The sequence below is a fragment of the Bradyrhizobium sp. SZCCHNR1002 genome (assembly GCF_032381435.1).
GTDB classification, from domain to species: Bacteria; Pseudomonadota; Alphaproteobacteria; order Rhizobiales; family Xanthobacteraceae; genus Bradyrhizobium; species Bradyrhizobium aeschynomenes.
The window spans coordinates 499,137-525,259 of record NZ_JAUHIS010000006.1; the positions used below are offsets into that span (position 1 = coordinate 499,137).

The 26,123-nt window shown below is 65.5% G+C and carries 26 protein-coding genes and 1 tRNA gene; 4 read left to right on the forward strand and 23 right to left on the reverse strand.

From position 1 onward, the window contains the following. Nucleotides 1-55 precede the first annotated feature (55 nt). Both QX108_RS27325 and QX108_RS27330 read right to left on the reverse strand, forming a co-directional pair. A complete protein-coding gene (locus QX108_RS27325; RefSeq protein WP_315785959.1) occupies nt 56-313 on the reverse strand; it encodes a hypothetical protein in 258 nt (85 codons plus the stop codon). 263 nt (nt 314-576) lie between these two features. Continuing rightward, a complete protein-coding gene (locus QX108_RS27330) occupies nt 577-735 on the reverse strand; it encodes a hypothetical protein (protein WP_315785961.1) in 159 nt (52 codons plus the stop codon). On the opposite strand from QX108_RS27330, the gene QX108_RS27335 reads away from it, so the two are divergent. Beyond that, the gene (locus QX108_RS27335; RefSeq protein WP_315785964.1) at nt 725-988 is read left to right on the forward strand and encodes a hypothetical protein; all 264 of its coding nucleotides are present in this window, start codon (nt 725-727) and stop codon (nt 986-988) included. The genes QX108_RS27330 and QX108_RS27335 overlap by 11 nt on opposite strands. Nucleotides 989-1,269: 281 nt before the next feature. Continuing rightward, nucleotides 1,270-1,962: a phytanoyl-CoA dioxygenase family protein gene (locus QX108_RS27340; protein ID WP_409998558.1), complete on the forward strand. Its 693-nt coding sequence runs from the start codon at nt 1,270-1,272 to the stop codon at nt 1,960-1,962. A 110-nt stretch (nt 1,963-2,072) separates the two neighbouring features. Here QX108_RS27340 and QX108_RS27345 read toward each other — a convergent pair whose 3' ends face one another. Beyond that, on the reverse strand, nt 2,073-2,366 hold the full coding sequence (locus QX108_RS27345; protein WP_172110649.1) for an HdeA/HdeB family chaperone: 294 nt from the start codon (nt 2,364-2,366) through the stop codon (nt 2,073-2,075). A gap of 1,002 nt (nt 2,367-3,368) precedes the next feature. Further along, a complete protein-coding gene (locus tag QX108_RS27350; RefSeq protein WP_315785969.1) occupies nt 3,369-5,147 on the reverse strand; it encodes an acyl-CoA dehydrogenase in 1,779 nt (592 codons plus the stop codon). A 292-nt stretch (nt 5,148-5,439) separates the two neighbouring features. Here QX108_RS27350 and QX108_RS27355 point away from each other — a divergent pair. Then, nucleotides 5,440-5,514, forward strand: a tRNA-Gln gene (locus tag QX108_RS27355). 86 nt (nt 5,515-5,600) lie between these two features. Here QX108_RS27355 and QX108_RS27360 read toward each other — a convergent pair. The 19 genes from QX108_RS27360 to QX108_RS27450 all read right to left on the reverse strand — a co-directional run bounded on the left by QX108_RS27360 (nt 5,601) and on the right by QX108_RS27450 (nt 24,561). Continuing rightward, nucleotides 5,601-6,050, reverse strand: a complete 450-nt coding sequence (locus QX108_RS27360) for a 2Fe-2S iron-sulfur cluster binding domain-containing protein (protein WP_315785970.1) — start codon at nt 6,048-6,050, stop codon at nt 5,601-5,603. Nucleotides 6,051-6,053: 3 nt separating this feature from the next. Further along, entirely contained in the window at nt 6,054-6,506 is a 453-nt protein-coding gene (locus QX108_RS27365) for a luciferase family protein (RefSeq protein ID WP_315785972.1), read from the reverse strand. Nucleotides 6,507-6,591: 85 nt separating this feature from the next. Beyond that, entirely contained in the window at nt 6,592-7,581 is a 990-nt protein-coding gene (locus QX108_RS27370) for a 2Fe-2S iron-sulfur cluster binding domain-containing protein (RefSeq protein ID WP_315785974.1), read from the reverse strand. A gap of 56 nt (nt 7,582-7,637) precedes the next feature. Beyond that, a complete protein-coding gene (locus tag QX108_RS27375) occupies nt 7,638-8,663 on the reverse strand; it encodes a toluene hydroxylase (protein ID WP_315785976.1) in 1,026 nt (341 codons plus the stop codon). Nucleotides 8,664-8,681: 18 nt separating this feature from the next. Next, nucleotides 8,682-8,984 carry an MmoB/DmpM family protein gene (locus QX108_RS27380; RefSeq protein WP_172110643.1) on the reverse strand — a complete coding sequence of 101 codons (303 nt, stop codon included), beginning with the start codon at nt 8,982-8,984 and terminating at the stop codon, nt 8,682-8,684. A gap of 10 nt (nt 8,985-8,994) precedes the next feature. Further along, nucleotides 8,995-9,375: a Rieske 2Fe-2S domain-containing protein gene (locus QX108_RS27385; RefSeq protein WP_172110642.1), complete on the reverse strand. Its 381-nt coding sequence runs from the start codon at nt 9,373-9,375 to the stop codon at nt 8,995-8,997. Continuing rightward, nucleotides 9,368-9,613 (reverse strand): toluene-4-monooxygenase system B family protein, encoded by a 246-nt coding sequence (locus tag QX108_RS27390; protein ID WP_009030997.1) that lies wholly within the window; start codon nt 9,611-9,613, stop codon nt 9,368-9,370. The genes QX108_RS27385 and QX108_RS27390 overlap by 8 nt, the downstream gene beginning before the upstream one ends. 118 nt (nt 9,614-9,731) lie before the next feature. Next, the gene (locus QX108_RS27395; RefSeq protein WP_315785981.1) at nt 9,732-11,216 is read right to left on the reverse strand and encodes an aromatic/alkene/methane monooxygenase hydroxylase/oxygenase subunit alpha; all 1,485 of its coding nucleotides are present in this window, start codon (nt 11,214-11,216) and stop codon (nt 9,732-9,734) included. Between the two features lie 390 nt (nt 11,217-11,606). Then, nucleotides 11,607-11,930, reverse strand: a complete 324-nt coding sequence (locus QX108_RS27400) for a 2Fe-2S iron-sulfur cluster-binding protein (RefSeq protein WP_315785984.1) — start codon at nt 11,928-11,930, stop codon at nt 11,607-11,609. 15 nt (nt 11,931-11,945) lie between these two features. Continuing rightward, the gene (locus tag QX108_RS27405) at nt 11,946-12,707 is read right to left on the reverse strand and encodes an SDR family NAD(P)-dependent oxidoreductase (protein WP_315785986.1); all 762 of its coding nucleotides are present in this window, start codon (nt 12,705-12,707) and stop codon (nt 11,946-11,948) included. Further along, nucleotides 12,704-13,321 carry an HD domain-containing protein gene (locus tag QX108_RS27410; RefSeq protein WP_315785988.1) on the reverse strand — a complete coding sequence of 206 codons (618 nt, stop codon included), beginning with the start codon at nt 13,319-13,321 and terminating at the stop codon, nt 12,704-12,706. The genes QX108_RS27405 and QX108_RS27410 overlap by 4 nt, the downstream gene beginning before the upstream one ends. After that, entirely contained in the window at nt 13,318-14,763 is a 1,446-nt protein-coding gene (locus tag QX108_RS27415) for an aldehyde dehydrogenase family protein (RefSeq protein WP_315785991.1), read from the reverse strand. Before QX108_RS27415 ends, QX108_RS27410 begins: the two co-directional genes overlap by 4 nt. 16 nt (nt 14,764-14,779) lie before the next feature. Continuing rightward, entirely contained in the window at nt 14,780-15,382 is a 603-nt protein-coding gene (locus QX108_RS27420; protein ID WP_315718954.1) for an HD domain-containing protein, read from the reverse strand. A 56-nt stretch (nt 15,383-15,438) separates the two neighbouring features. After that, entirely contained in the window at nt 15,439-17,247 is a 1,809-nt protein-coding gene (locus QX108_RS27425) for a PEP-utilizing enzyme (protein WP_315785994.1), read from the reverse strand. Nucleotides 17,248-17,288: 41 nt separating this feature from the next. Then, nucleotides 17,289-18,368, reverse strand: a complete 1,080-nt coding sequence (locus tag QX108_RS27430) for a PEP/pyruvate-binding domain-containing protein (RefSeq protein ID WP_315718956.1) — start codon at nt 18,366-18,368, stop codon at nt 17,289-17,291. Between the two features lie 84 nt (nt 18,369-18,452). Next, nucleotides 18,453-19,709: a cytochrome P450 gene (locus tag QX108_RS27435; protein WP_315785997.1), complete on the reverse strand. Its 1,257-nt coding sequence runs from the start codon at nt 19,707-19,709 to the stop codon at nt 18,453-18,455. Nucleotides 19,710-19,895: 186 nt separating this feature from the next. Next, on the reverse strand, nt 19,896-21,395 hold the full coding sequence (locus QX108_RS27440) for a BTAD domain-containing putative transcriptional regulator (protein WP_315786000.1): 1,500 nt from the start codon (nt 21,393-21,395) through the stop codon (nt 19,896-19,898). A 367-nt stretch (nt 21,396-21,762) separates the two neighbouring features. Next, nucleotides 21,763-23,808 (reverse strand): acetoacetate--CoA ligase, encoded by a 2,046-nt coding sequence (locus tag QX108_RS27445; protein ID WP_315786003.1) that lies wholly within the window; start codon nt 23,806-23,808, stop codon nt 21,763-21,765. 60 nt (nt 23,809-23,868) lie between these two features. Further along, nucleotides 23,869-24,561, reverse strand: a complete 693-nt coding sequence (locus QX108_RS27450; RefSeq protein WP_315786006.1) for a TetR/AcrR family transcriptional regulator — start codon at nt 24,559-24,561, stop codon at nt 23,869-23,871. Nucleotides 24,562-24,832: 271 nt separating this feature from the next. Here QX108_RS27450 and QX108_RS27455 point away from each other — a divergent pair, with 271 nt between their 5' ends. Then, nucleotides 24,833-26,053, forward strand: a complete 1,221-nt coding sequence (locus QX108_RS27455; protein WP_315786008.1) for an ABC transporter substrate-binding protein — start codon at nt 24,833-24,835, stop codon at nt 26,051-26,053. The last annotated feature ends 70 nt before the right edge of the window (nt 26,054-26,123 follow it).

Genomic DNA, 26,123 nt, shown 5'->3' on the forward strand with positions numbered 1-26,123 from the left:
CCGGAATGACGATGGAGGAGCGATGGCAACAGCGAAGCCAATATGGGCCGCCATCTCACTCCGTATAGCTGCGCCACCGCTCCGCGCGCCGGACATGCACCGGCGTCAGACAGCGTCGTGCACGGTTGATCTGCGCATCGGTCGCGCCGCGGCTGCGCGCATACATCTCGGCGACCTCGGCCGTGTACTTCTCGACGTAGTAGCGGACATCCGAGCACGACATGCGCGTCTCCGGACCCACCTCGTTCGCCGCTCGGACGTCGGAACCCATCGCCAGGATCACCAACCCCGCGCCGATCACTCCCCGCAACATCGACATTCTCCCCGTTGTCGTCGCCAACGACCAACAGGCGTGACTCGGAGCGAAGGCGCAAATTAACAATGACGGACGCGTGACGTCGCCTGCGCAGTGTTGCTCGCCAGCGTCATTGAACGTGATGGCTGAGCAACGCCTGCAACCGACGACACGGCTGACTGATACGGACCGGTTACCTGTTCCTGCGACGGAACCCTATGAGGATGGGAGCGCGACGCGATCGACGCAGCACGAAGACGGATCAGTCGTCGCGCGCGATCTCAGGCGGTCACGTCCGCGCTCGCGCTGCCGCTCTTTGCCGTCGCCGTTGCGCCTTGCGCGTTGTCGGTCGGTGCGCCCTTGGTGCTGGAATCCGAGCTGGCGGCGGTCTTGGTCACCTCGCTCGAACCGTCAGAATAGGTGATCGTCGTGGTGGTCATGCCGTCGAGCGTGATCGACACCTCGCTGACCACGGTCTTGCCCGACGATGAGCCGCCGCTCCCGGACGAGCTTTCCGACGTACTGCCCGATGAGCTGGTTGCCGTTGTGGCCGACGTCGACGGGGTGGATTGGGTAGCGGAGGCGGACTGGGCCGAGCCGGTGCTGACGGCCGTCGTGACGGAGCTGATCGACATGGAGGTCTCGCATCAAGAAGAGGGGCAGCGCTGCGCGGATGCGCAGCTCGTGTCTTGAACGCAGCTTCGCTCCGAAGCTGGCGCGACGAGTTGCGTCCGATTATGTCCGGATGCGTCGGTTCTGATGGAGGCTCAGGCGGAGACATGAAGAGTAGGGCGGATTAGCGGAGCGAAATCCACCATGGCTAGGCGGTGAATTGGCGGGTTACGCTCCGCTAACCCGCCCGACAAGCTTCGGCTCAGATCGACGCATGAAATGCCGGCCTTTCAGGACTCGAGCCGGTTCGTGCCCGAGACAAGCGATTGCAGACGCCGGTACTGCGCTCTAGTCTCCAGCGCATGACCCTCGCGCTCTCTGCCTTGCAACATTCCCAATTTGTCGCTGCCGGTGCACTCCATTTCCCGGCCGCACTCGATGCAGCCGCCTTGCGCGATCTCACCGCGGCGCTCTCGCCCTACGCGCCCGAGCAGGCCGGTACCCGCCTGCACGGCATCGCCGCGCTGTCACCCTTTCTCAGCCAAGATGGCCGGGTTGGCCGCGCCGCTGCCGCCGTCCTCGGCGGCACGGCGCGTCCGGTACGCGCCGTCTATTTCGACAAGACCGCGCAGGCCAACTGGGCCGTGCCGTGGCATCAGGACCGCACCATCGTGGTGCGTGAGCGTATCGAGGTCGCAGGCTTCGGCCCGTGGACCATCAAGGGCGGCTTGCAGCACGTCGCGCCGCCCTACGCGGTGCTCGCGCGCATGGTCACGCTCCGCGTCCATCTCGACGCCATGCCCGACGGCAACGCACCGCTGCTGATCGCCCCGGGCTCGCACTGCCTCGGCCGCATCGCCGAAGCCGACGTGCCTGCCGTGGTGGCGCGCTGCGGGACGGAGGTGTGCCGCGCCGAGGCCGGTGACATCTGGCTCTACGCCACGCCGATCCTCCACGCCTCCGAGCCTTCCGTGCAGCCCGGCCACCGCCGAGTGCTGCAGGTCGACTTCGCGGCCGATGAGCTGCCGGGTGGACTGGAATGGCTTGGAGTTTGAAGCAACAGAATAGGGCGGATTAGCGCAGCGTAGTCCGCCATTGTTCGAGCGGCGAAACGGGTTACGCAGACGCCAACCCGCCCTGCGCGTCGCGGATGAGCGCGTTGCCACTACTTGCCGAGAATCTTCTCCGCTGCCGTGACGATGCTCACCGTCGGATGCTCGGCGCAATAGGTGCCGAACTTCTTGGCGTTGGCGACGAACTCCTCGGTGTCGAACAGCGCTTCGTCCTGGTCGCCCTTGTACCAGCCGTCCAGCCAGATCAGCACCATCTTGATGGTGTCGTCGCCGCTTTCGACGAACTGCTTGCAGCTCATGGTCGAGAGGTCGAGAACGACGGCCGACGCCGGAGCCGGCGACAGCATGAAGGCAGCGGCAACCAGCGGGGCAATGAGCGATTTCATGGATCGTCTCCAAAGGGGTGATGAAAAACAATGAACTATGCAGGGCGTTACCAATTCCTTCGCAGACCGACGTGAATCAGACGGCCGAATGCGGAGGAGGAGTGTGGCCAGCACTGGCTGGAGCGCGTCGAGAAGTCAAGGGATGGAGGCCCGCGTGCGACGATCCGACGTGCCCGTCGGGCAAATCACGGTTATCCGAAGCTATCCTGTCAAGATATTCTGAAAAACATAAATCACTTGGCCGCACCCCCAAATCAGCTTTATGGTCCGCGTATCCCGTTGCACGGTAGGGGACGGTTCGCGGTCGTCACGGACGTTGGCAGTGGGATGCGGTGGACGCGGGCGGTCGCAGTGCTTCTTGCATGGACGAACGGCTTCTCGCGGACGGTGAAGGCGCGTGGTCCTGATACTCCGACGCTAGTATCAACCCGGCGCTGATGCCTGACGGTGTCGCGCTGGACATGGTGGCCAGAAAGCCGGCGCACCAGGGAGAGCGCGCTATAGCCCGTTAAAACCATCGCGCGGGGAAGGCCGGGTCTGTCCGGCTGGACCTGTGGTGACTGCCGCCTGCTTTTTTTCTGCAGGCGGGCCACGGGCCTCAGCCGAGGCCCGGCCTTCCTCGCGCCCTCCATTGGAGAGGGCGGGACTTGAAGAGCAGAACTCGGGCGCGGAATGCGTCGCGAGAACGCGGATGCTCATCTGATCGCGACGGGCTGCTTGATGGTGTGGATCGTGATTTTGCCGTTTGCGTCCTTGCGAGCGCAGCGAAGCAATCCAGGGCGGAGCGAAGACTCTGGATTGCTTCGCTGCGCTCGCAATGACGGAATGTGGGGTAGGACGCGCGCCACAAACTCTTCCGTCGTCCCGGCCTTGAGCCGGGACCCATAACCCCAGGGAGGAGTGCGGGGCACGGTGGTGGACCGATCTTACCCAGCCACGATGGCCGGTGGCTATGGGTCCCGGCTCAAGGCCGGGACGACACCGAGTGTGGGGCGGGAGCCCTCACGCCACCAGCACCGCCTCGGCGCCGAGCACCGCGTCGGCGCCGTCGGTGACGGTCTTTTCCAGCGACGGCGCCTGCACCGCGAAGGTCTCGGCGAAGAAGCGGGCGAGCGCCACGTGACGGGCGCCGTCGGTCTCGTTCTCGCTGCGCGCGGCCAGCGCCTCGTTGGCCAGCATGCAGCCGCCGAGCGCGGAGCCGAACAGGCGCAGATATGGCGTGGCGCCGGCGAGCGCGTCGTTCGGCGCGGTACCGAGCTTTTCCAGGAGCCAGCGGCTGGAGCGATCGAGCGCGCCCAGCGCGTCGCGCAGCTTCGTGCCGGTGGAGCCGAACGCCGGATCGTTCGAGGCCTCGACGCGGCGGACGATGTCGGTGAGCTCGTCGAGCAGCTTGAACACCGAGGCGCCGCCATTGGCGCCGAGCTTGCGGGTGACGAGGTCAATCGCCTGGATGCCGTTGGTGCCCTCGTAGATCGCGGTGATGCGCGCGTCCCGATAATGCTGCGCAGCTCCGGTCTCCTCGATGAAGCCCATGCCGCCATGGATCTGCACGCCGAGATAGGCGACCTCGTTGCCGATGTCGGTCGAGAACGCCTTCGCGATCGGCGTCAGCAGCGCGCCGCGCGCGGCGGCCTCGGTGCGCACAGCCGGATCTTTCGCGCGCACGGCGACGTCGAGCGCGACGGCCGTGGCGTAGCAGATCGAGCGCGCGGCGGCGGTCAGGACGCGCATCTGCATCAGCATGCGCTTGACGTCGGGATGGGCGATGATCGCGTCCGATCCGGTCGCCTTGCTGCCGACGGCGCGGCCCTGTTTGCGCTCCTGCGCATAGGCCAGCGCCTGCTGATAGGCGCGATCGGCGACACCGACGCCTTCCAGGCCGACGCCGAGCCGGGCCTGGTTCATCATCGTGAACATGCAGCGCATGCCGGCATTCTCTTCGCCGATCAGATAGCCGATGGCGCCGCCATTATCGCCCATCGTCATGGTGCAGGTCGGCGAGGCGTGCATGCCGAGCTTGTGCTCGACGCCGGTGGCATAGATATCGTTTCGGGCGCCGAGCGAGCCGTCGGCGTTGACGAGGAATTTGGGAATGAGAAACAGGGAAATGCCCTTGGTGCCGGCCGGCGCATCCGGCAGCCGCGCGAGCACGAAATGCACGATGTTGTCGGTCATGTCGTGCTCACCGTAGGTGATGAAGATCTTGCTGCCGCTGATGCGGTAGCTGCCGTCCGCGGCGCGCTCGGCGCGGGTGCGGAGCGCACCGACGTCGGAGCCGGCCTGCGGCTCGGTGAGCTGCATCGTGCCGGTCCATTCGCCGGAGATCAGCTTGCCGAGATAGATGTTCTTCAGCTCCTCGCTGCCATGGGCGTCGAGCGCCTCGATGGCCGACAAGGTCAGCAGCGGGCACAGGCCGAAAGCGACGTTCGACGCGCTCCAGATCTCGGTGCAGGCGGCGTTGATCGCAAGCGGCAGGCCCTGGCCGCCATGCGCCTCGGGGCCGGACACTGCGTTCCAGCCGGCCTCGGTCCAGCGCTTGTAGGCATCGGGCCAGCCCGGCGCGGTGGTGACTTGTCTGTCCGCGAGCTTGACGCCGTTCCTGTCGCCGATCTTGTTGAGCGGCGCGAGCACGTCGGTGGCGAATTTGCCGGCTTCCTCGAGCACGGCGGCGGTAATGTCGGGATCGAAATCGCCGTAATGGCCGGCCTCGACCGCCGCCTTCAGCCCGGCGCCATGGTTGAGGGCGAGCAGCATGTCGTTGAGCGGGGCGCGATAGGTCATGGCGTGTCCTCGGGGGCTTGGAAAGTCTGCCGGTTTGGCCGCCGTCATCCCATGAAACCGGCCGGGTCTCAACTTTTTCGCGCCGTTTCGCGGCACGCCGCCGCGGCGGCCCCGGCCGGGTGGGATAAGGGCTTGCCAGAATTGACGAATTGGTCGCGATGGCGGATCACTCGGCCGGCCTGCAAATTTCCTGCGGCGCGGCGGTTGAAATGGACCGGCGCGCTCTGTAGACCACGGTCGCCGATCCGGAATCGCCTGGCGCCCGCGCGCCCGAGCAGTCCGGCCGATCTGATGGGGCGTAGCCAAGCGGTAAGGCAGCGGATTTTGATTCCGCCATTCGGAGGTTCGATCCCTCCCGCCCCAGCCAGGTTTTTCCCGTCTCGTTACATGAGCCGCATGCGTTCGGGCGCATTTGGAAATCCGCCATCCCCCGCATCTGCAAATTCTGGATCGTCACGAGTGGTCATCACGCGTGTCGCTGCGCGCGGCGGCCCGTCCGCGCCGGAACCGGGAGCGTGGACCGGGCGGATAGGCCCGTGCGAGCCGGTTGTGCTCGATCCGGTGCTGCATCATGTCTCTGCGGGTTTGACGGTCATCCTGGCTGAGGACGAGATCCGAGCGCGGCATGGTCGAGCACAGCAGAACAAAGCCGGCTTCGATGTCCTCGGGATACACGGTGAGCGCGCCGGAGCGATCGACGTTGCCCGCCAGAAGGCGCGCGGCGCAGGCGATGCACCAGCCCTGCTCGCAGATGTGGGGACTGTCGATGCCGGCATCGATCATGGCATAGAGCAGATACTCGTCGGCCGAGGCGTCGAAGCTGAAAATGCCATCCGGCCGCGCGAGCCGGACGCGAAACCGCTCGGCGCCGCCTGCATCGGTCTTGGCCGGGAGCTCCGTCATCGTTCACCACCGGCTGTCGGGCAGCGCGACGTCGCCGATGCGGCCGGTCGCGTAGCAATGCGCCGCCGCGACGATGCGTATGGCAATCGCCAGCTCGCTCTCATCGCGCGGCGCGTAGATGATCAGGCTCTGCGGCGGCACGGCGCCCGCCATGTAGCGCGCGAAGGGATGCACCGTTCCCCAGCCCTTCGCCGCGATCTTCTGCGCCCATTCCGGCCGCAGGGTCAGATGCAGCGATGCGTCGGGGCGCACGATCAGCCAGACCGGGGCGAACACGAAAGCTTCCGGCTGGCCCATCGCGTGCGCGTCGTCGAGCGCGAAGGCGTGGCCCGCGGCATTCAGGGGCGTGGGGACCTCGTCGACGCCGGCCAGGGTACGCGCGGAGGAGCCAAGCTGCGCGGCGAAACTGGAAGGCGCGCCGTCGTCGAGCTGGTGGCATGGCCAGGTCGGCGCCAATCGCGGGCCGTCGCCGCGACGCGCCGCGAGGCGGCGCAGTCCAGGGGCCATCGCCCAGACCGGGGGAATCCGGCGCAACCTTGGCCTAGCCGAAACTGTCATAATGAACCTGCGTGATCGGAACGTCGGCACTGCGCAGCAGCGACTTGACGGCGTTCACCATGACCGGCGGTCCGGCGACGTAGAACTCGGCCGCGGCCGGCTCGGCGATCGTCGATGTGATGGCGGCGGTGACGAAGCCGGACGCATGCGGCCAACTCTCCGGCGCGATCTCGACCACAGGCAGATGGCGCGCGTGGGGAATCCGAGCGACCGCCGCCGCCAGCATGTCGCCAGCGGCGAGATCGGCCGGCGTGCGTGCGCCGTAGAGGACATCCACGGGCGCTTCGAAATCGAGCCGCGCCGCGGCTGCCTCGCGCAGCATCGCCAGGATCGGCGCGACACCGGTGCCGCCGGCCACGAACACCTTGCGGCCCGGCTCGCGCCGCAGGGTGCAGGCGCCGAACGGCGCCTCGATGGTGAGGCGCGCGCCGGGCGCCAGTGCCGCGAGCGCGTTGCTGCCACGGCCGCCATCGTAGCGCTTGGCGATGAACTGCAGGAGCCTGCTGCCCGGCAGGTTGCTCATCGAATAGCAGCGCCGCAGGCCGACGCCGAGATGCAGGATTGCATACTGGCCTGGCCGGAAGGCGATCGGCTCGGCCGTCTCGAAGCTGAACTGGCGAATTTCCGGCGCGAGATCCTCGACGGCGAGCAGGATCGCCTGTTGCTCGATGCATCGCGGCGCGGGCGCCGACCAGTCGCCCGGGCCGCGCGCAACGATGATATCCGAGATCGCGCGGGACTGGCAGGCGAGGATCCGGTTGCGCCGCGCGTCGCGCGGATTGACGGCCGGCGCGCCGGGAAACATCAACTCGACCTCGCCGTCGACGAGCGTCAGCTTGCACGCGCCGCAACTGCCCCAGCCGCATTCGTAAGCGAGCGAAACGCCCCCACGTCGCGCCGCCTGCAGGATGGAGTCATGATCGGCGGCGTCGATCGCGACACCGTCGGGCTCGATGCGGAGTTGCCGGGTCATGAATGCCATCCTTTCCGGCTTGGCGGTCGGCGCCACACGCCGACCGCGCCTGCCAACTACAAGCCGCACTCCGCGATCAGCCGCGCCTGGGCGGTCATGGTCCGCTCAAGGATCGCCCGCGCGTTGTCGGCGCCGGGCGCGGCAGACGTGGCCTCGCTAAGGCCGCGCGCGGCGCGCTCGCCGAGCGGCATCCATTTGGCGACCCAGTCCCGCAGCAGAGCCGCATGCTCAGGCACCTTGCCGGTCGCGTAGCTTACCAGGGCCTTGGTGGTCTCGACCGCATAGGCTTCGTCGTAGCTGCGGAAGTCGTCGTGCAGCAGCGCCAGCAGGTCATCGTCATTCGCGCGCGCCAGCTCGGCGATCTCGCGATTGAAGATGTGATCGAAGATCGGCCGCAGCACCAGATTGCGGGAGACGAAGGCCTCGCCCCAATCATAGGCGATCAGCTGCTTCTCGATCAGTTCGCGCAGGCCCTGCCAGTGCGGTGCCTGCGTCCAGATCGCCCGCGCCGTGTCGCTGTCGGCGAGCTCCGGTCGACCGGTGTCGAGCGCCAGCGCCTTGGCCACATAGGCCTGGCGCTGCACCCGGCGCATCTCGTTGCCCATCTGGAAGTAGAAGGTGTTGGTGACGAAGGCCGACGGCGCCATCTGCGCGACATAGGCCGCGCTCATCTGCATCGCATGTCCGGGGAAACGCACCGGCAGATAGGCCTGGCCGAGGAAATCGAGCCATGGCGCCGGCAGTTTGCGATAGCTGTCCTGGCGTTCGAACTCGTCGATCAGATTGTCGCAATAGACCTCGCGGTCCTTCTGATCGGTGACGTAGCGCCTGTAGGTGTAGGTGAGGGGATCGCGATAGCCCTCCCAATCATCGAGGTTGAGCTTCGAGCCCTCGCGATTCCTGAGATAGAACTGGTTGACCGGCCAGTTTTCCGACAACTCGAACGGTGCCGGCGCGCGGCGGAAATGACTGTGGAACTTGTAGGTGACGGCCTCGTATTCCGACGGCAGCCGGCGTTCGGTCCACAAGCTCCAGGTCTTCTTCTGCTTGCGCGCAGCCGGCTTCGCGGTCATTGCGGTCATGACGTGTTCTCCCGAGATCTATGCTGTGTGGATGGTCCAGACCCACGCGTCGTCCATCGATTCCAGGCGGCCGCCGAACGACACCAGGCTCGGCTCGATTTCGGCGAGCCGGAACGGCCGTCCCAGCGCCGCCTGCATGCTCTTCTGCGTCAGGCGGAAATTCCGGTCGGCCTGGATGCGGACGTAGCCGCCGCGGTCCTCGATGACGATCTCGACGTCCGGATTGTCCTGCTCGCTCGCCGCGATCACGGCGTCGATGATGTCCTCGTCGACGCCGCGGATGACGGGGCCGACCAGTTTCGGTGCTGCTGTCGTGGTCATGAGCTGTGTCCTATGCATCCTGTTCGGTCTTGTGGCGCAGGCGGCGCAGCCGGCCGTCACGGGGCACGCCGACGAGAATGGCTTCGCCGTCCTTCTTCACCTCATAGCGGAAGAGGCGGCAGTCGCGCGGGTTGAGGCCGCGGCCGTCGTCCATGCTGAACTCCCACTCATGGGCCGAGCAGGTGATGGTGCCGGCTTCGAAATCGACCTTGCCGTCGGCCAGCAGGATCTCCTGATGCGGGCACATGCCCTGGAAGCAGCGCAGCTCGCCGCCCGGCAGGTGCACCACGATCACCTCCTCGCCGTCGACCTCGACGCCGATGAAGTCGCCCTCCCACAGGTCGTCCAAGGTGGCGACCTGCCTCCATGTCACGCCGGCATCGTCAGACATAGGCCACCTCGATCCAATCCATCGGCTGGATGCCGGATTGCGCAACCGTCATCGACGAGGGCAGCTCGCGGCCGTTGTAGTAGACGCATTTCGGTGCGCTCTTCTCGGCGACGCGCAGTCCAACCGCGTGCTGCGCGACCTTGTCGGCCACGATGCTCATGTCGTCGCCGTCGTCGACCGGGATAAGCAGGACGACGAAGTCGCCACGGAAATTGGCTTGGAGCGGGAACAGGGCCACGCTTGCCTCCCATATTGGCTGTTTGTCTTGATTGTTGGTTTGTCTGTGGTCGTGTCGATCAGCTGCGCCGCTCGCGAGCGGCGCCTCTTGCCATGCCGGCCGCGCGTGGCGGCCGGGCTCACTCTGCCGCGAGGCGCGACGCGCCATTCCAGGCGTAGGCCTGGGCGTCGTTGCCGGCGACATCGGGCGTGATGCCCATGTATTGCAGCGCGCCTTCCAGCGTCGGCGGCTGGATGTGGCCGGCCAGGAAGCGGTCGACGATCGAGAGATGGGTGTCGTAGCGCTCGGGCTGGCTCTTCCACACCCACTCGCAGACCTCACAGCAGAAGTTCAGCTTGCGGCCGTTATGCGTGGTGATGCGCGGCGCCTTGCCGATGCTCGGGCTGCAGATCGGGATGTGGCAGCAATTGCAGACGATCGGCAAGGTCGCCGGATAGGTCTTCTCGATCTGACCGGTCCGCACGTTGTCGCCGATCACGTCCCACAGCTTGCCGAAGCGGTCGTTCCAGCCGGGATATTTCTGCTCCAGCCAATCGCGCTCGGCGGCGGACACGCCGGCGTCCGGATTCCACCACACCGTCGGCCGCCAGAACCAGACGCCCATGTGATAGGCGTGATGGACCCAGTCGAGCTCCGGCAGGAAGTGCTCCTCCCAGTACCACGGCACGTTCATGCCGAGGTCCTTGAACTGGTCCATGAACTGCCGGCAGATCCAATCCTGCATGAACTCCTTGAACGACATCGTCCGGCTTTCCAGCGGCGTGTAGTAGTCCATGGAGATGCCGGTCAGCAGCGCGAACAGCTTCCACGATCGCCAGAACATCTGGTCGACCATCTTCTGCGCCTCGGCCTTCCTGCCGTTGTTGATCATGATCTTCAAGGTCGGCTCGCCCTGCTGCGAATGCCGCGCCTCGTCGGTCTGGATCGAGGAGATCAGCGCGCCGAACTCGATGTCGCCGACATGCAGCGCGTCTGAGGCCATGCCGAGGAACTGCAGGTTGGTGAAGCCGGTCTCGAAGGTGAAGGTCAGCTGGATCGCCGTCGACACCGCGTCATTGGCGGTGAACATGTCGTCGAACAGGCTGCGCGCCGCGATCACGCCCCATTCGTTGGTGTGCATCGCCTTGTGCGCCCAGTCGAACTGCGGGTCCTTCGCCAGCAGGCAATAGGGGAAGTAGATCTGCGCCTGGCCGTGGCGGCACTCGTCGAGCGTGCCGAACGTGGCCATGTTGCGCCAGGCGGCGGCGCGGCCGAACCGCGCCATGCGCGCCTCGCCGATCGAGGCGAAATATTCCGGAACCGGGATCGCGCCGTAATGCGCCTTGATCGCCGACTTCCAGCCGGCGTCGAGATTGTCGTACAGATTGGAGCGCGCGATCGTCGAGCGGATCGAGTAGATGCCGTCGTCCTTGCCGGCCTGGTTGTGAACGTATTCGCGATAGGTCAGCTTGTAGGGCTCGTCCCAGCCCCACCATTGCTCGCCATGGATTCCGAAGCTCTTCGAGAGCTCCTCCGGGAAGACCTCGTCCTCGCTGACATAGGAGAAGGCCCAGTTCATGTCGCGGGCCGTGTCGTAATAGTCCCGCCGCTGCAGCTTCGGCATCGTTGCTCCTCCCGAGCTTGATGGTCGCGTTCGTTCTTCGTCGTTGCGGCCGCTGCGTCGCCCTTGAACGGGCGAACTTGGTGCGGCTCCTGTCGGGCGTACGATCTCTTTCTTGGGACTGATCGGTCGTCGCTCGATGTTAGTTGCTCCAGTGTAGGATACGTTCTTTGGTTTTTCTTTAGGTCGTCCCGCAGCGATCGGCGGCACGCAAGCTGCTAGTCAAGCGCAGGCGACCGCCGCGACGCTGCGGCGTCGCTCACGAGATGGTGCGATGCGGGATGAGGGATTGGTGGCACCGAATCGACACGCCGGCCTGCTCGAGCGAGCAGCTCGGGGCATCTCATAAGCCGGTTGTGCGGAGGAGAGGAGAGGCCAGCGCTGCCTTTGAACTCAGCGGCTACGGCCGACGACGCGCAGCGTCAGTCCATCGAGCGCGTCGGTAATCGCGATCTGGCACGCCAGACGGCTCTCCGGTCGCAGGTCCGTGGCCTCGAACTCGAGGACATCGGCCTCGATCTCACCGGCCGGGCCGACCCGGTCGAGCCAGGCCGCCTCGACGTGGCAATGGCAGGTGGCGCAGATGCAGGAGCCGCCGCATTCGCCGATGATGCCATCGACACTGTTGCGCTTCGCCGCTTGCATGGCGCTTTCGTCGCGCTCGGCATCCACCGTCTGCACGGTGCCGTCGGGCTCTATGAAGGTGATCCTGGGCATGAGTGGTTGCGGGTCCTAATTGAACTGCCGGCCGCCATCGACGATCAAGGTCTGTCCGGTGATGAAGGCCGCGGCGGGCGAGGCGAAGAACAGCGCGCCGCCGACCATGTCCTCGACATCGGCCGCGCGTTTCAGCGCGCCGCGCGAGACGCCGTATTCGGCGGCGTTCTCCATCAGGCCGAGGCTGGCCTCGGTGAGCGTGAAGCCGGGTGCGATGACGTTGACGGTGATTTTGTCGTCGCCGAGCTCGCGCGCCAGCGCGCGGGTCATCGCGATCACAGCGCCTTTCGACGACACGTAGTGCAGCCACATCGGCGAGCCGCTCATCACCGTCGCCGACGACACGTTGACGATCGCGCCGCCGCCGGCGCGCCGCATCAAGGGTGCGGCCACCTTGCTCATCATCCACACGCCCTTGACGTTGACGCGCATGACGCGGTCCCACTCGGCGTCGGGGATCGCCTCGAAGCCGCGGCGCTCCAGCCCGGCATAGATCGCGGCATTGTTGACGAGAACGTCGACCCCGCCCATGCGCGCGGCGGCGAAGTGCGCCAGCGCGGCGGTCGACGGTTCGCTCGCGACGTCGACCTCGGCGGCATGTGCTTTGCCGCCGCGGTCGCGGATCAGCCGCGCGGTCTCCTCGACCCCGTCGAGACGAATGTCGGCCGTGACGACCTCGGCGCCTGCGGCGGCGAAGGCCAGGGCGAAGCCGCGGCCGAGCCCGCCGGCGGCGCCAGTGACGATGACGCGCTTGCCATCCAGCCGGATCGTGCTCATGCGGACACCTCGATGTGCAGCAGATCGGTCATGTCAGCGGATGCCATGCCTTCGGCGATCAGCGCCTGGGCCATGGCGGTGCCGGCGTCGGTCAGCATCGACGGCAGCACGAAGCTCTCGAGCATCGTAAGCGTCTCCTTCGGCTGCGTGTCGAACCAGCCGCCGATCGTCGTGACGCCGTGGCCGGTGAAGCGCCACAGCTTGTCGGCATCTTTCATCAGCGCATCCTCTTGCGAGATCGCCTGTTTGCGGGTGTCATGGCCGTCGATGATCGCCAGGATGGTCTCGACTTGAAGGCCGGGGATCGCCAGCCGCCCGAACGCTTCCGCCGCAATCTTGACGCCTTCGATTTCGTGAGCGCGTTGCAGCTCAGGAAATTTCGGATTGGGTCCAACGGCGGCGGCGAGTTGCTCCGGCGGGAACTTCTTCCAGCCAACGTCGTGCATCAGGATCGCGGGCAGCACCACGGACGCGTCAGCCTCGGGATGGATCCGCAACAGCGCCTGGCCGAGCCGATAGGAAATCAGGGTGTGCTCGTCGTTCGAGCGCACGTCCAGCCAGGGCCGCGCTTCCAGCCAGATCGGCAGATCCTGGTCTCGCAGAAAATGCGTCATCGCAGCTCCGCGTCATAGGTGAGATAGATCGTCTTGTATTCGAGATAGTCCTCGACCCCGTAGCGGCCCTTCTCGCGGCCGATGCCGCTTTGCTTGACGCCGCCGAACGGCGCGCGCTGGCTGGAGCGCTGGATGTCATTGACCCAGACCGAGCCGGCTTCGAGGCGTTCGGCCAATGTGAGGCCGGTCGCGAGGTTGCGCGAGAACACGAAGGCGGCGAGGCCATAGACCGTGGCATTCGCCAGCCGCAGCGCCTCCTTGCGATCGTCGAAGGGAGCGACACCGAGCACGGGCCCGAAGGTTTCCTCGGTCATCACGAGAGAGGTCGGATCGGCATCCGCGATGACCGTCGGCGGCAGGAACCAGCCCTTGTCGTAGAGGCCGCCCGTCAGCCTTGCGCCGCCGGTCAGCAGCCTTGCCCCGCGCGAGCGCGCATCAGCAATCTGCCGCTCGCTGTTGCGATAGATCTTCTCGTTGACGAGGGGCCCGAGCGCGCAGGTCGAGGTCAGGCCGTTGCCGACCTCGAGCTGGACGACCTTGTCGGTGAGCGCATCGAGGAATCTGGCATAGGCGGCTCGCTCGACATAGACGCGATTGACGCGGTAGCAGAACTGCCCGGAATTGGCGAAGGCGTGACGCGCGATCGCCGCTGCCGCCGCACCGATATCGGCGTCGGCGCAGACGATGGCCGGACATTGGCCACCGAGTTCGAGCGTGACGCGCTTCATCGTGCCTGCGGCCGCTGCGGCAATCGCTTTGCCGGCCCGCGTGCCGCCGGTGAAGGCGATCTTGCGTGGCGTCGGATGCTCGATCATCTGCATCCCGATGTCGGGGCCGCGGCCGGTCACGACGTTGAAGCAGCCGTCGGGATACCCCGCCTTCTTGAACATCTCGGCGAGCCGCAAGGTCGACAGCGGTGTATCCTCGGCGGGCTTGGCGACCACCGTGCAGCCGGCCATCAGCGCCGCGCCAAGCTTGAAGCAGAGCAGGGTCACCGGATAGTTGAACGGTGTGATCGCGATCACCACGCCGACCGGCTCGCGGGTGACGATGATCTTCTCGCCGGCAACGCCCGTCAGCGGCATCTCGGCGTGCAGGCGCAGGCCTTCCTCGGCATAGACCTCGAGCAATTCCGCCGAGCGCTGGATTTCGGTGATGGCGCCCGCCAGCGGACGGCCGAGCTCGCGGGTCACGAGACGGCCGAGCGGCTCGGCGTTCTCGCGCATCAGCCGCGCGGCGGCCTTCTGCAGCCGCGCGCGCTCCGCGACCGGCGTGGCCTTCCAGGCCTGGAACGCCGTCTCGGCGGAGCGGATCGCGGCGTCCACGTCGGCGCGGCCGGCATCCGGAACGCTGTCGATGGTCTCGCCAGTGGCCGGATCGAGCACGTCGAAGGTTGCGCCGCCCTGGGCTGCTACCCCGCGGCCGTCGATGAACATGTCCATCTCAGCGGCCCCGGGGTCAGATCAGGTCGAGCATCAGCGCGACCCGGGTCTTGGTCAGCGCCTCCTCGGCCATCTGTCGTCCGACGTCGGTTTCGAGCAGAGCGAGTTGCGTCGTCAGGCGGGCGGCATATTGATGCGGCGTCATCTTGAACCAGTCGCAGGCGACGGCGACGCCGGTGGTGGTGAAGCGCCACAGCTTGTCGGCGTCGCGCACGATCCGGTCGTTGAGGGAGCGCGGGTAGGGACGCGTGTCGTGTCCGTCGATGATCTCGGCGACCGCGACGATGACCGGCTCCGGCCAGTCGGCCTGCTCCAGCACCTCGCGCGACATGCGGACGCCTTCGCTCTCATGCAGGAAGCGTACGTCGGACTGCATCATGTTGGGGCCGAAACCCTTCTCGATGATGTCGGTCATGTCGATCGAGTACCAGCCGATGTCGTGCAGGATGATCGCAAGCGAGACGATGTCCTCGTCCGCGTCCGGATAGTGCGCCAGCAGCTTGCGCGCAAAAGCGTATGATAACGGAATGTGCACGTCGTTCTTGCGAGCGCGCATGTACGGCTCGCTGATGCGCCACACCTGATCATAGCGGCTGCCGATTTCGGGCCTGTCGAGCATTGCAGTGCCAATCTTGCGGGGAAGGCCGGCGTCGCCGGCCTTCCGTGTTTCGGGGGTCAGGAGAGAACGGTGACTTCGCCGGTCGAGCCGTTGACGCGCAGCATCTGGCCGTTCTTGATCGAGGAGCTGGCGCGCCCCGTGCCGGTGACGGCGGGCAGGCCATATTCGCGGCAAACAATCGCGGCGTGAGACATCATGCCGCCGATGTCGGTGACGATCGCGTTGATCTTGCCGAAGATCGGCGCCCAGCTCGGCGCAGTCACAGGCGCGACCAGGATCTCGCCCTGCTGGATCTGACCGAGTTCGTCGGCCGAGCGCACGACGCGGGCGCGCCCCTCGACGATGCCGGGCGAGGCCGCCATGCCGGACAGCTTGGTGGTGTTCGCGGCGCCGTCGAGCCAGCGGCCGATGCTTTCCGTGGTGATGCCCCAGAGCATGATTGTGAACGGCTCGGTGATGATATCGGGCGGATTGTTGAGCGCGGGCTGCGGCGGCGTCGTCGCGAGCGCCGCGAGGATTGTCTTGCGCCGCTCGATCTCCGGCGGCCAGTAGGTCGGGCCGATTGCCGGCGCGCCGACCGCCCAGCCATTGCCATAGTCGAACAGGGCGTCGCGGACCTCCTGCCGGTTGAGATAGAACAGGTCGTCGGCGTCCTTCCAGAAGCCGGCATCGCGGAAGATCGCGCCGAGCTCGCGCATCTTGCGCCAGAACACGCTCATCGACCAATGTTCGATGTAGAAATTGTGGTTCTCGACATAGGGGAACACGGTCCGGGCGAGCCCGAGCTTGCCCTCGAAGGCGGCGCGCGCGTCGGCATCGAGCATCTCGGCGTATTCGGAGGTGATGCGGTCGCGCTCGCGCGCGATGGCTTGCGTCGGCCGGTCGATCTCCTCGCCACGCTGGACGCGGACGACGTAGTCCCTGATGTAGCCGAGCGGAATGTCGAGATGCTCGATCCAGTATTTGTCGGTCGAGTAGAAGCCGTTGCCCGAGGTGAAGTTGAACCAGGGGTCCTGCGCCTCCTTCCAGGCCTTGAGCCATTCCGCGCCGTTCGGCGCACGACCAACAGCGGCGAGCGCCTCGTCGACCGAGCCACTCTTCAGCGCCTCGGTGACGCCGAGCTTGACTGCGAGCTTGGCGAGCTTCTTCAGCTCGTCATCGGGGCGGAACAGGTCGACCTCGACGCCCTGGACCATCTTGGCGATGGCCTGGTCCGGAATGGTCGGGAATTGCCCCTTCATGAAGCTGAAGAAGTCGAGATAGGCGGCGTAGCCGAGATTCAGGAACTCGAAATGATACTGCCAGGTCTTGTACAGCAGCTGGATCGCACGATCATAGGTCTCGGTCAGCGCATAGGTGTTGTCGAGGCCGACACCGCTGGTGATCCAGTCGAGCGGCACGGCATCGGGTAGCGGCTCGAAGCTGAGCGCCTCGAGGTCGGCGATGTTGGCGCGGACCTTCTTGTCCCAGTTGGCGAGCAGGCGATCCCAGTTCTGGAAGTAGTAGCCGGCGCGCTCCATGAAATGCGGCACGCGGCCGCCGATCAGCTCGGGCGCGACCGCGACCGGACTCATGTAGCAATAGCCGTTGTGGATGCGGTATTCGACGCCGTTGGCCGGCGGGATCAGATAGTGCCGCGTGTTGTATTGGCCGAGGCACTTCACGGCGAACTCGACGGTGACGGCATCGAACGGCTTGAACGGGGACGGCCAGTGCTGTGAATCGCAGAACCAGAACTTGCCGTCCTCCTTGTCGCGCAGGCTGTTCTGGAACTGCAGATAATAGGGATAGAGCTTCTCCCAGCCCTCGGCGCCGGCGGGCGTCTTCAGGTCATAGGGACTCGGAAATTTCGCGTGCGCCGTCATGATCGTTTCCCCTCGTTGTCTCTATCGCGTTGTCGTGATGCTCAGCGCTTGGCCTGGACTGGAGCGAGCAGTGTCCCCAGCACGCCGGCAATGCCGGTCTCGTAGACCGCCGTCGTCTGCTTCTTCTTCTGACTCCAGACCGTCTCGGGCCGACTCTGCAGCGCGACCAGATTTTCGTCCTCCGGCAGATCGGCATCGATCGCCCATTCGACGTCCTGCGGGCAGCCCATACTACGCTCGAGCGACTTGGCGAGCCGGGCGACGGCAAGCACCTGGGCATTGGTCAGAGAGGGCAGGGTGCGTCGCTCCGGTGCGATGACACGCTCGACGGTGCGCCGCGCCGCGCGATCGGCAACCAGCTCGAAATCCTTCTCGGAGATGCGCTGCTTGATCACCTGCAGCAGCACCTTCTCGACCACGAAATTGTCCGGCGTGATCTCGCCGGAGACCACGGGCTCGCCGAGCCCAAAGGCGGAATCGATCACGATCTTGGTGCGGTCGCCGTTGATCGGATCGAGCGTCATCGCCACGCCGGCCGCGGAGGCATTGACCATCTTCTGAACGCCGACCGACATCAGCACGCCGATCTGGCCGAGCCCGTTCTCGGCGCGGTAGGAGATGGCGCGGGCATTGAACAGGCTGGCCCAGCACGCCTTGACCTTCTCGACCACGGCGTCCTCGCCGACCACCCAGAGATAGGTGTCCTGCTGGCCGGCGAAGCTGGCATCGGGCAGATCCTCGGCCGTCGCCGAGGAGCGCACCGCGACCGGCAGTTGGCCGTCGGGCGACATCCGGCGATAGGCCTCGCGGATCGCCTGCTCGACCACGCCTGGCATCGGCTGGGCGACGATCGCGTCGCGGATCTCGTGCGATAGTTTCTCCTCGTCGTCGACATCGTCGAGCACGATCCGCGACAAGCGCTCGCTGATCGTCGCCTCGAGCCCGTTGCTGTGGAGATGCAGGGCATAGGCGTCGGTCGCGACCGCAAAGCCCGCGGGCACGCGCACCCCTTGCGCGATCATGCGCGCGAGGCTGGCGCATTTGCCGCCGATGCGCGGGAAGTCGGCTTCGCGCGCGGCTTCGAACGGCACGATGAAGGATGCGGCTGCTTTGGCGCCCATGCGTCTGGTCCCCACCTTGTGATCCGGATCTGCTCCGGACTTGTTATTGCTTGTGACACGCGTCCGAGCGACGGACGCGCCGTATCATGCGACGTCCCATTCGATCCGAAGTGCCGTCGGCACGCGAAACGAGATGTTGTGAACAAAGTCGATGGTCTGGTCCGTGGCCAATCGCAGGCTCGGAAGACGACGTGTCAGCTCGCCCAGGGCAATGGCGAACTCGATGCGGGCGAGCTGCTGGCCGACGCAGGTGTGGATGCCGTAGCCGAACGCCAGATGGCTCCGCGCGTCGGAACGCCGGACGTCGAAGCGGGTCGGCGCCGAGAACACGCTTTCGTCGCGGTTGGCGGAGCCGATCAGCAGCAGGATGTTGGAGTCCTTCGGTACCGGCACGCCGCCGATCTCAGCGTCCTTCAGCGCGCGCCGGCGCCAGGCCACGATAGACGGGCTGAAGCGCAGCGTCTCTTCGACGGCGTTTGCAATGAGCTTCGGCTCGGCGATGATGGCTTCCCAGTTCTCACGCCGTTGCAGCAGCTCGCGCATGCCGTTGGCCATCAGGGTCGTCGTGGTCTCGTGGCCGGCGAACAGCGCGCTGTAGAGCACGCCGGCGATCTCCTCGTCGCTGATCTCGGCGCCGTCCTTCTGCAGCCGCACCAGGTCGCCCGGTAGATCGTCGGTCGGATCGTCGTGGCGCTGGCGCACCAGATCGCGGCAGTAGTTCCAGTATTCCACCATGTTGCGAGCGTGCTCGATCTGCTCGTCGTCGCTGAGATCGCCCCAGGTCAGGAGAGCGCGGCTCACCGCCCAGGACTTCACGCGCGGCACGTCCATGTTGGGAATGCCGACCAGCTTGAACAGCACCAGGGCCGGCACGTCATAGGCGAACTCGCGAAAGAAGTCGGCATGGCCGCGCCCGGCGAAGGCGTCGACCGTCTGGTTGACGATGGCCTTGATCTCCGGCTCGATCGCCCTGAATCGACGCGGGCCGAAGCAGCCCTGGACCAGCTTGCGGATGCGGGTGTGATCGGGCGGCACGCGGGCGGACAGGCCGGAATAGGCGGTGAAGCCGCCCTCGCGCATGATGCGCTTGCCTTCCTCGCACATCGGGCGCAGCGGCGCCTGGGCGTTCTCCGACGAGAAGGTGCGCCAGTCGTCGAATACGGCCTTGATGTCGGCGTGGCGCGCGACGACGTAGTATTTCAGCTCGTCAGAGAAGAAGACCGGCGCCTCGGCGCGTGCCCATTCGTAGAACGGGAACGGATCGCGCATCTCGAACGGGTCGAAGTCCTTCGCGGCGTCGTGATAGGGGCATCGCGCCAGCTGAGCAGCCGAACCTGGCATGTCGTCCTCCCATTCGCCGCCCTCGACGGCGGCTTTGTTATGGGCTCACTCTAAGCGGCGGCCTTTGGGTTTTCTTTAGTCGATAACCCTATGACAATTTGAGATAAATCGTCAATTTGCGGGCGGCGGCTGCGGCGCCGTATGGCTCGGCTGGCGAAGGCCGGGCCCGGTCGGTGCGTGCGGGGCTCAAGCCGTCAGCTTGCGGTGCAGCTCCTGAAGCGAGGCGCTCTTCGGCCGGTTGTCGAAATGCTTGAGCGAGTCGAGGTAGAGCTTGAATTGGCGGTCGATCGCCTCGCGTCGTCCTTGCGCCTTGAACACCTGCATCGCCTCGGCATGCGCCATTTCGCACAATGGGTCGATCGCGAGCGCCTTCTGGCAATGCGCGAGCGCGGCCGAGTAGTCGCTACGTTCGAGATGGATCCGCGCCGCGTCGCGCTGCACCTTGAAGAACATGTCGCGCAGCCAATAGCGCTTGCTCCAGCACCAGTCGCGCTCGCCATCATCGGCATATTCGACCGGAATGTCCTCGAACAGGTCTCCGGTGTAGAGACGATCTGCCGCCTGCAGGCAGATCAGCGCCTCGTCGCTGGCGCCGGCCTTGATGTGTCCCTGCGACTGCCGGCACAGCTGCTCGAAGGTCGAAATGTCGAGCCAGCTGCGCTCCGGCGGCACCAGCACGTAGCGCGAGCCCTCGCGCCGGACGTAGTTGCGGCCGCCGTCGCGTCCCTCCGACTGGCCGAGCGCCAGCCGAAGATAGCGCACGGTGTGATACAGGCGGTTGCGCGCCGCCTCGATGTCGTCGGCGTTGGGCCAGAGCAGATCGGCGAGCTCGTCGGTGCTGGCGCCGTGGCCACCCTTCTGCAGCAGATAGGCGAACAGCGTCTTGGTCTTGCGGGTGGCGCCGCCCGGCGGGTCCCAGTTCACCTGGCTGCCGTCATTGCGATAGATCCGCAGACGGCCGAAGCAGCGAATCTTCCAGCGGTCGCGGCTGTCGAGGTGAACCGCGCTTGGCTCCTCTGCCGATCGGCGCAACAGCCACATCGGGTCGGCCCCTTCGGCGGCGTGCAACGCGGCCGCCGACGTTCCGATCCGCAGCTCCGGCGCGATCGCGCCAAGCCAGAAATCGACTTGCTCGCGCAGCGCGCCGCGTGTCTGCAGCCGCGACGGGAGCCAATGTGGGTTGCTGACCAGTCCGGCGCTGGTGAGGATCTGCGGATGGCCGCGGAGAGCGACGAGCAGCTGCTCGTCGATCAGCAGCCGGCGGTTGTAGAGCGAGGCGATTGAGAGCACAGACTGTCGGGTGAGCACCTCCGCAAGCGCCGGCCAGCCCTCGAAATTGGCGGTCGCGGAGTTGGTCTCGAGGCCCCAGCTCATGTCAACGACGAGCACGGCGGGGCCGTGATCACGGGTTGGCGAGACCCACGTCTCGATCTGGGCTGCGACGTCACGGAACGAGATCGGGACCCGAAGCAGCGCCATGTCGACGAAGCTCTTGCCCTCGACGGATCGGATCTTGCTGACGCGCCTCGCAAGCCGCTCGGCGATCGTGATCGCCTTTGCGTCCGCCGCAATCACGAAGATCCGCGAGGGGCGTGCAACGGTGACGTAGTGCTTGAAGAAGTCCGCGAAAAGCAGTCTTTGTTGCGTCGCAAAATGGGCGAGGTTGACACAACTATTCTCAGCCATCGGTACCCACCCGCAACAACCCCTATCGGAGGCGGCAGACTGGAGCCAGTCTAAGAGTGGCCGTTGGAAACATGCAAGGCCCTGTTTCGCAAGTACTGGTCACGAGCTTCAAGTGGTTCTCTCTGTGGTTTTCGAGCGCACCTGCAACCAGACTGTGATGGGCGGCAGGCTGTCGATCGGCTTCTTTGATTTTGCTCTGGTTTCTTCTGCCTTCGGTCGCATGCGCGTCGTCGCAAATGGGCTCGGCGCGACGCGAACGAGTCCTTTGCGCTACGCGACCGGAGACTCGCTTCCACAAGGCTTGACGCTAGAACGAGCCGGGGACACCATCCCGAACTGGAGGAGCCCCTCGAGACCCGCTCAATCGCTACGCCCCGCCTGATGCGCTCTGCAATCGAGCGCGAGCGAACGCGATGTACCAGTCGAGGCAGCTGGGATTGGCCATCGCGTCACGGTTGATGACCTTGTCGAGCGGCTGTCCGAGCAGAAGCTTCTTGATCGGGAGCTCCTGCTTCTTGCCGGACAGCGTGCGTGGGATCTCGGCCACTGCAAAGATCTCATCAGGCACGAAGCGTCGCGACAGGCCGGCTTCGACCGCCATGTTGATCTTCCGCTTCATCTCCGCGTCGAGCGCGACGCCATCGCGCAGCACCACGAACAGCGGCATGTAGCTGTCGCGGCCGAGATATTCGAGATCGACCACCAGCGAATCCAGGACCTCCGGCAGCGCCTCGATGGCCGAGTACAATTCGCTCGTCCCCATGCGCAAGCCGTGGCGGTTGATGGTGGCGTCGCTGCGGCCATAGATGATGCAGGAGCCGTCCGGATCGACCTTGAGCCAGTCGCCGTGCCGCCAGACCGGCGCGCCGTCGCGGGTCTTGAACGTGTCGAAGTAGCTTGAGAGATAGCGCGCATTCCCGGCGTCGTTCCAGAACCGGAGCGGCATCGAGGGCATCGGCTCGGTGCAGACGAGCTCTCCGACCTCGCCGATCACGGGCTCGCCCTGGTCGTTGAACGCCTCGACGGCCGCGCCGAGCGCGCGGCACTGCATCGTTCCTGGCACCTGCGGTAATTCGCGATTGCCGCAGATGAAGGCGCCGGCGAAGTCGGTGCCGCCCGAAATGTTGGACCACCACATCTGCGCCTGGGCGCGGCTGCCATTGACCTTTGCGAGCTCGGCGAACCGCTGGTCGAACCAGGCTTGCGTATCCGCGCTCAGCGGCGAGCCGGTGGAGCCGAGACAGCGAAGATGCGACAGATCGCCCGCATCGGCCAAACTGATATCCGCCTTCACACAACTCGCGAAGAACGCCGCGCCGGCGCCGAAGAACGTCGAGCGGGAGTTCGCGACGAACCGCCACAGCGTGGTCCAGTCCGGCTTGTCCTTCGGCCCGGCCGGGCTGCCGTTGAAGATGCAGCAGGTGGTGCCGTTGAGGAGCGCGCCGACCTGGTTGTTCCACATGATCCAGCCTGTCGAGCTGTACCAGTGATAACGCTCGCCGAACGAATTGGGCTGGTAGGAGCAGCCGATGTCGTTGTGCAGCCCGAGCAGAGCCACAGTGACGATGATGATCCCGCCATGACCATGCACGATCGGCTTCGGCAGCCCGGTGGTGCCGCTCGAATAGACGATCCAGAGCGGATGATCGAAGGGCAGCCATTCCGGCTCGAAGGTGTCGATGGCCGGGCCGGTTCTTGCCAGGATATCAGCGAGACGGACGTCCCCGCGAACCGGCGTGCCGCCGTCGTCACTGTGCAGGATGACGTGGCCGACCGTCGGCAACGACCGGCGCAACTCCTCGACGACATCGCGCCGATCGTGCCGGCGCCCCGCATAAGTGACGGCATCGCAGGCGATCAGCACCTTGGGCTCGATCTGCTTGAACCGGTCGATCACGGCAGGCGCGGCCATGTCTGGCGCGCAAACGCTCCAGATCGCGCCGATGCTGGCCGCCGCGAGAAACGCGATCATGGCTTCCGGAATATTGGGCAGATAGGCGGCGACCCTGTCGCCGGGCGCGACGCCTTGCTCGCGCAAGTGCAGCGCCAGCGCGGCTGCCTTTCGCCGCAGCTCCGGCCAGGATGTTTCCCTGAGCTTCCCATCCTCGTCACTGCTGATGACCGCGGACAAGCCCGCGGCCTCGGCCGCTTCGACATGGCGAAACACCTGCCGTGCGTAGTTGACCGAAGCGCCTGGAAACCAGAGGGCTCCCGGCATCGTGCGCTTGGCCAGCACGGAGGAAAACGCGGTCGGCGACTGCAGGTCGAAATAGTCCCAGATGCTCCGCCAGAAGCCGCCGAGATCGCGGGTGGACCATTGCCGCATCTCCTCGAAGGTCGCGAAGTGGAGGCCGCGATTGTCCCTCAGCCATTGCCGATAGAGAGCCATTTGCGGGACGTAGGGAGCTGTCATCATTCATTCCGGCTTGTTTGCATCATACGGAGACGCCAAGCGGCGCTCATGAAGAGGCGCTCATTTCGCCTTCTGCTTCCGCTTCTTGTAGAGCGCGTTGAAGCCTCCGGCCATGAAGGTCACGAACCGCTCGCGGACCGCCACGAAATCGTCGGACTTGCACAGGCCGCCGGACAGCCGGTCGATGCGGCCCGTCCGTGACAGGATCAGCGAGTAGGCGCCGGAGGTGAACTGGAAGCTCCAGAACAAATCCTCGGGTGCGGCGTCGGGCAACGCCTTCTGGAGCAGCCCGATGAGACGCAGCACCATCGGATCGAGATAGGCGTCCATCATCTCCACGCCATAACCCGGCGCGTTGGCGACCTGCGCAAAGATGCGGCCGAAGTGCCGCCAATTGTCCTCTTCGTTGACGTAGACGTCGAACGCGCCGTCATAATAGGCGCGCAACGCGCCTTCCACGGTCGGACGATCTCCGACCTTGGCCTCGTAGGCATCCAGCCCGGCCGTGCGCACCGTGACCGCGTATTGCATGCGGCGCTCGAACACGGCATCGAACAACGCCCTCTTGCCCTCGAAGTAGTAATGGATCAGCGCGGGATGGATGCCCATCTTGTCGGCCACATCCTTGATCGTCACGCCGTAATAGCCGAGCTGCGCGAACAGCTCCTCGCTGGTGTCGAGGATCAGCTTCACCGTCGTCGCGCGCTGTTCCGCGCGCGTGCGGCGCCCCTCGGACTTCGGCTGTGCTGCCATGCTCTCCTTGATCCCTGATCAGCGCACGCGGCGCCATTGCTGTCTCGACGATGCGGGGGCGGGCGCGCCCGGTCAAGCGCGACTTCGGCGTTCCAACAATTTCATTTAGTGATAAATGAATGAACTTGACCGGAGGTCGGCCGGACGGTAGGTCTGCAGGCGTGACGGAAGTGATCCCCGAGCAGGTGGGCAGCCCGAGCTGCCGCCCTCGACGCGCGCTGACGTCATCAACAATCGGCTGGCGATCGATCGGCCGCTCACGGGAGGACACATGACACGGCTCAAGTCGACGGGGGCTGCCCTGCTGATGCTCGGCGTGGCCCTTTCAGCCCCGGCGCTCGCAGAAAAGAAATACGACGTCGGCGCCACGGATACCGAGATCAAGATCGGTCAGACCAATCCCACGAGCGGACCGGCGTCCACCTTCGGCGCGATCGGCAGGGCGGAGGCGGCCTATATCCGGATGATCAACGAGCAGGGCGGTGTCAACGGACGCAAGATCAACCTGATTCAATATGACGACGCCTATAGCCCGCCGAAGACGGTCGAGCAGGTGCGCAAGCTGGTCGAAAGCGACGAGGTGCTCACCACGTTCCAGATCATCGGCACGCCGCCGAATGCCGCGGTGCAGAAATATCTCAACAGCAAGGGCGTGCCGCAGCTGCTGGCCGGAAGCGGCGCGTCCCGCTTCACCGATCCCAAGAATTTCCCGTGGACCATCTCCGCCAACCCGAACTACCAGTCGGAAGCGCATATCTACGCGAAATACATTCTCGAGAACTTTCCGAACGCCAAGATCGGCATCCTCTATCAGAACGACGATTTGGGCAAAGATTACATCAAGGGGCTGAAGGATGGGCTCGGCGCCAAGGCCGGCATGATCGTCAAGGAGCTGTCCTACGAAGTGTCCGACCCCACCGTCGATTCCCAGTTGGTGACGCTCAAGGCGTCGGGTGCCGACCTGTTCTACAATATGTCGACGCCGAAGTTCGCGGCGCAATCGATCAGGAAGGCCGCCGAGCTCGGCTGGAAGCCTGTGCACATCCTCGAGGTCAATGCGACGGGTGTCGGTCAGGTGCTGGTCCCAGCCGGCCTGGAGAACGCCAAGGACATCATCTCCGTTGCCTACGGCAAGGATCCGCTCGATCCGCAATGGGCCGACGACGAGGGGATGAAGCGCTACAAGGCGTTCATGGCGAAATACGCGCCGGGCGAGGACGCCAACAGTGGTTACGCGACCTATGGCTATTCGACCGCGGCGCTGCTCGTCCAGATCCTCAAGCAATGCGGCGACGAGCTGACGCGCGCCAACATCATGAAGCAGGCCACCAACATCAAGGGCTTCGTACCGGATCTGGGGCTGCCGGGGATGTCGATCACGACCACGTCCGATGACTACCGCATCAACAAGCAGTTCCAGATGATGAAATTCGACGGTCAGCGTTGGGTCATCTCGGGGCCGATCCTGACGGACGACTTCAAGGCGGACTAGGGCGTGGACTCATAAGCCCTGGCCCAGAGGCGGGTTGAGCCGAGTGCGACTGCCGCGAGAAAGTTGCGAG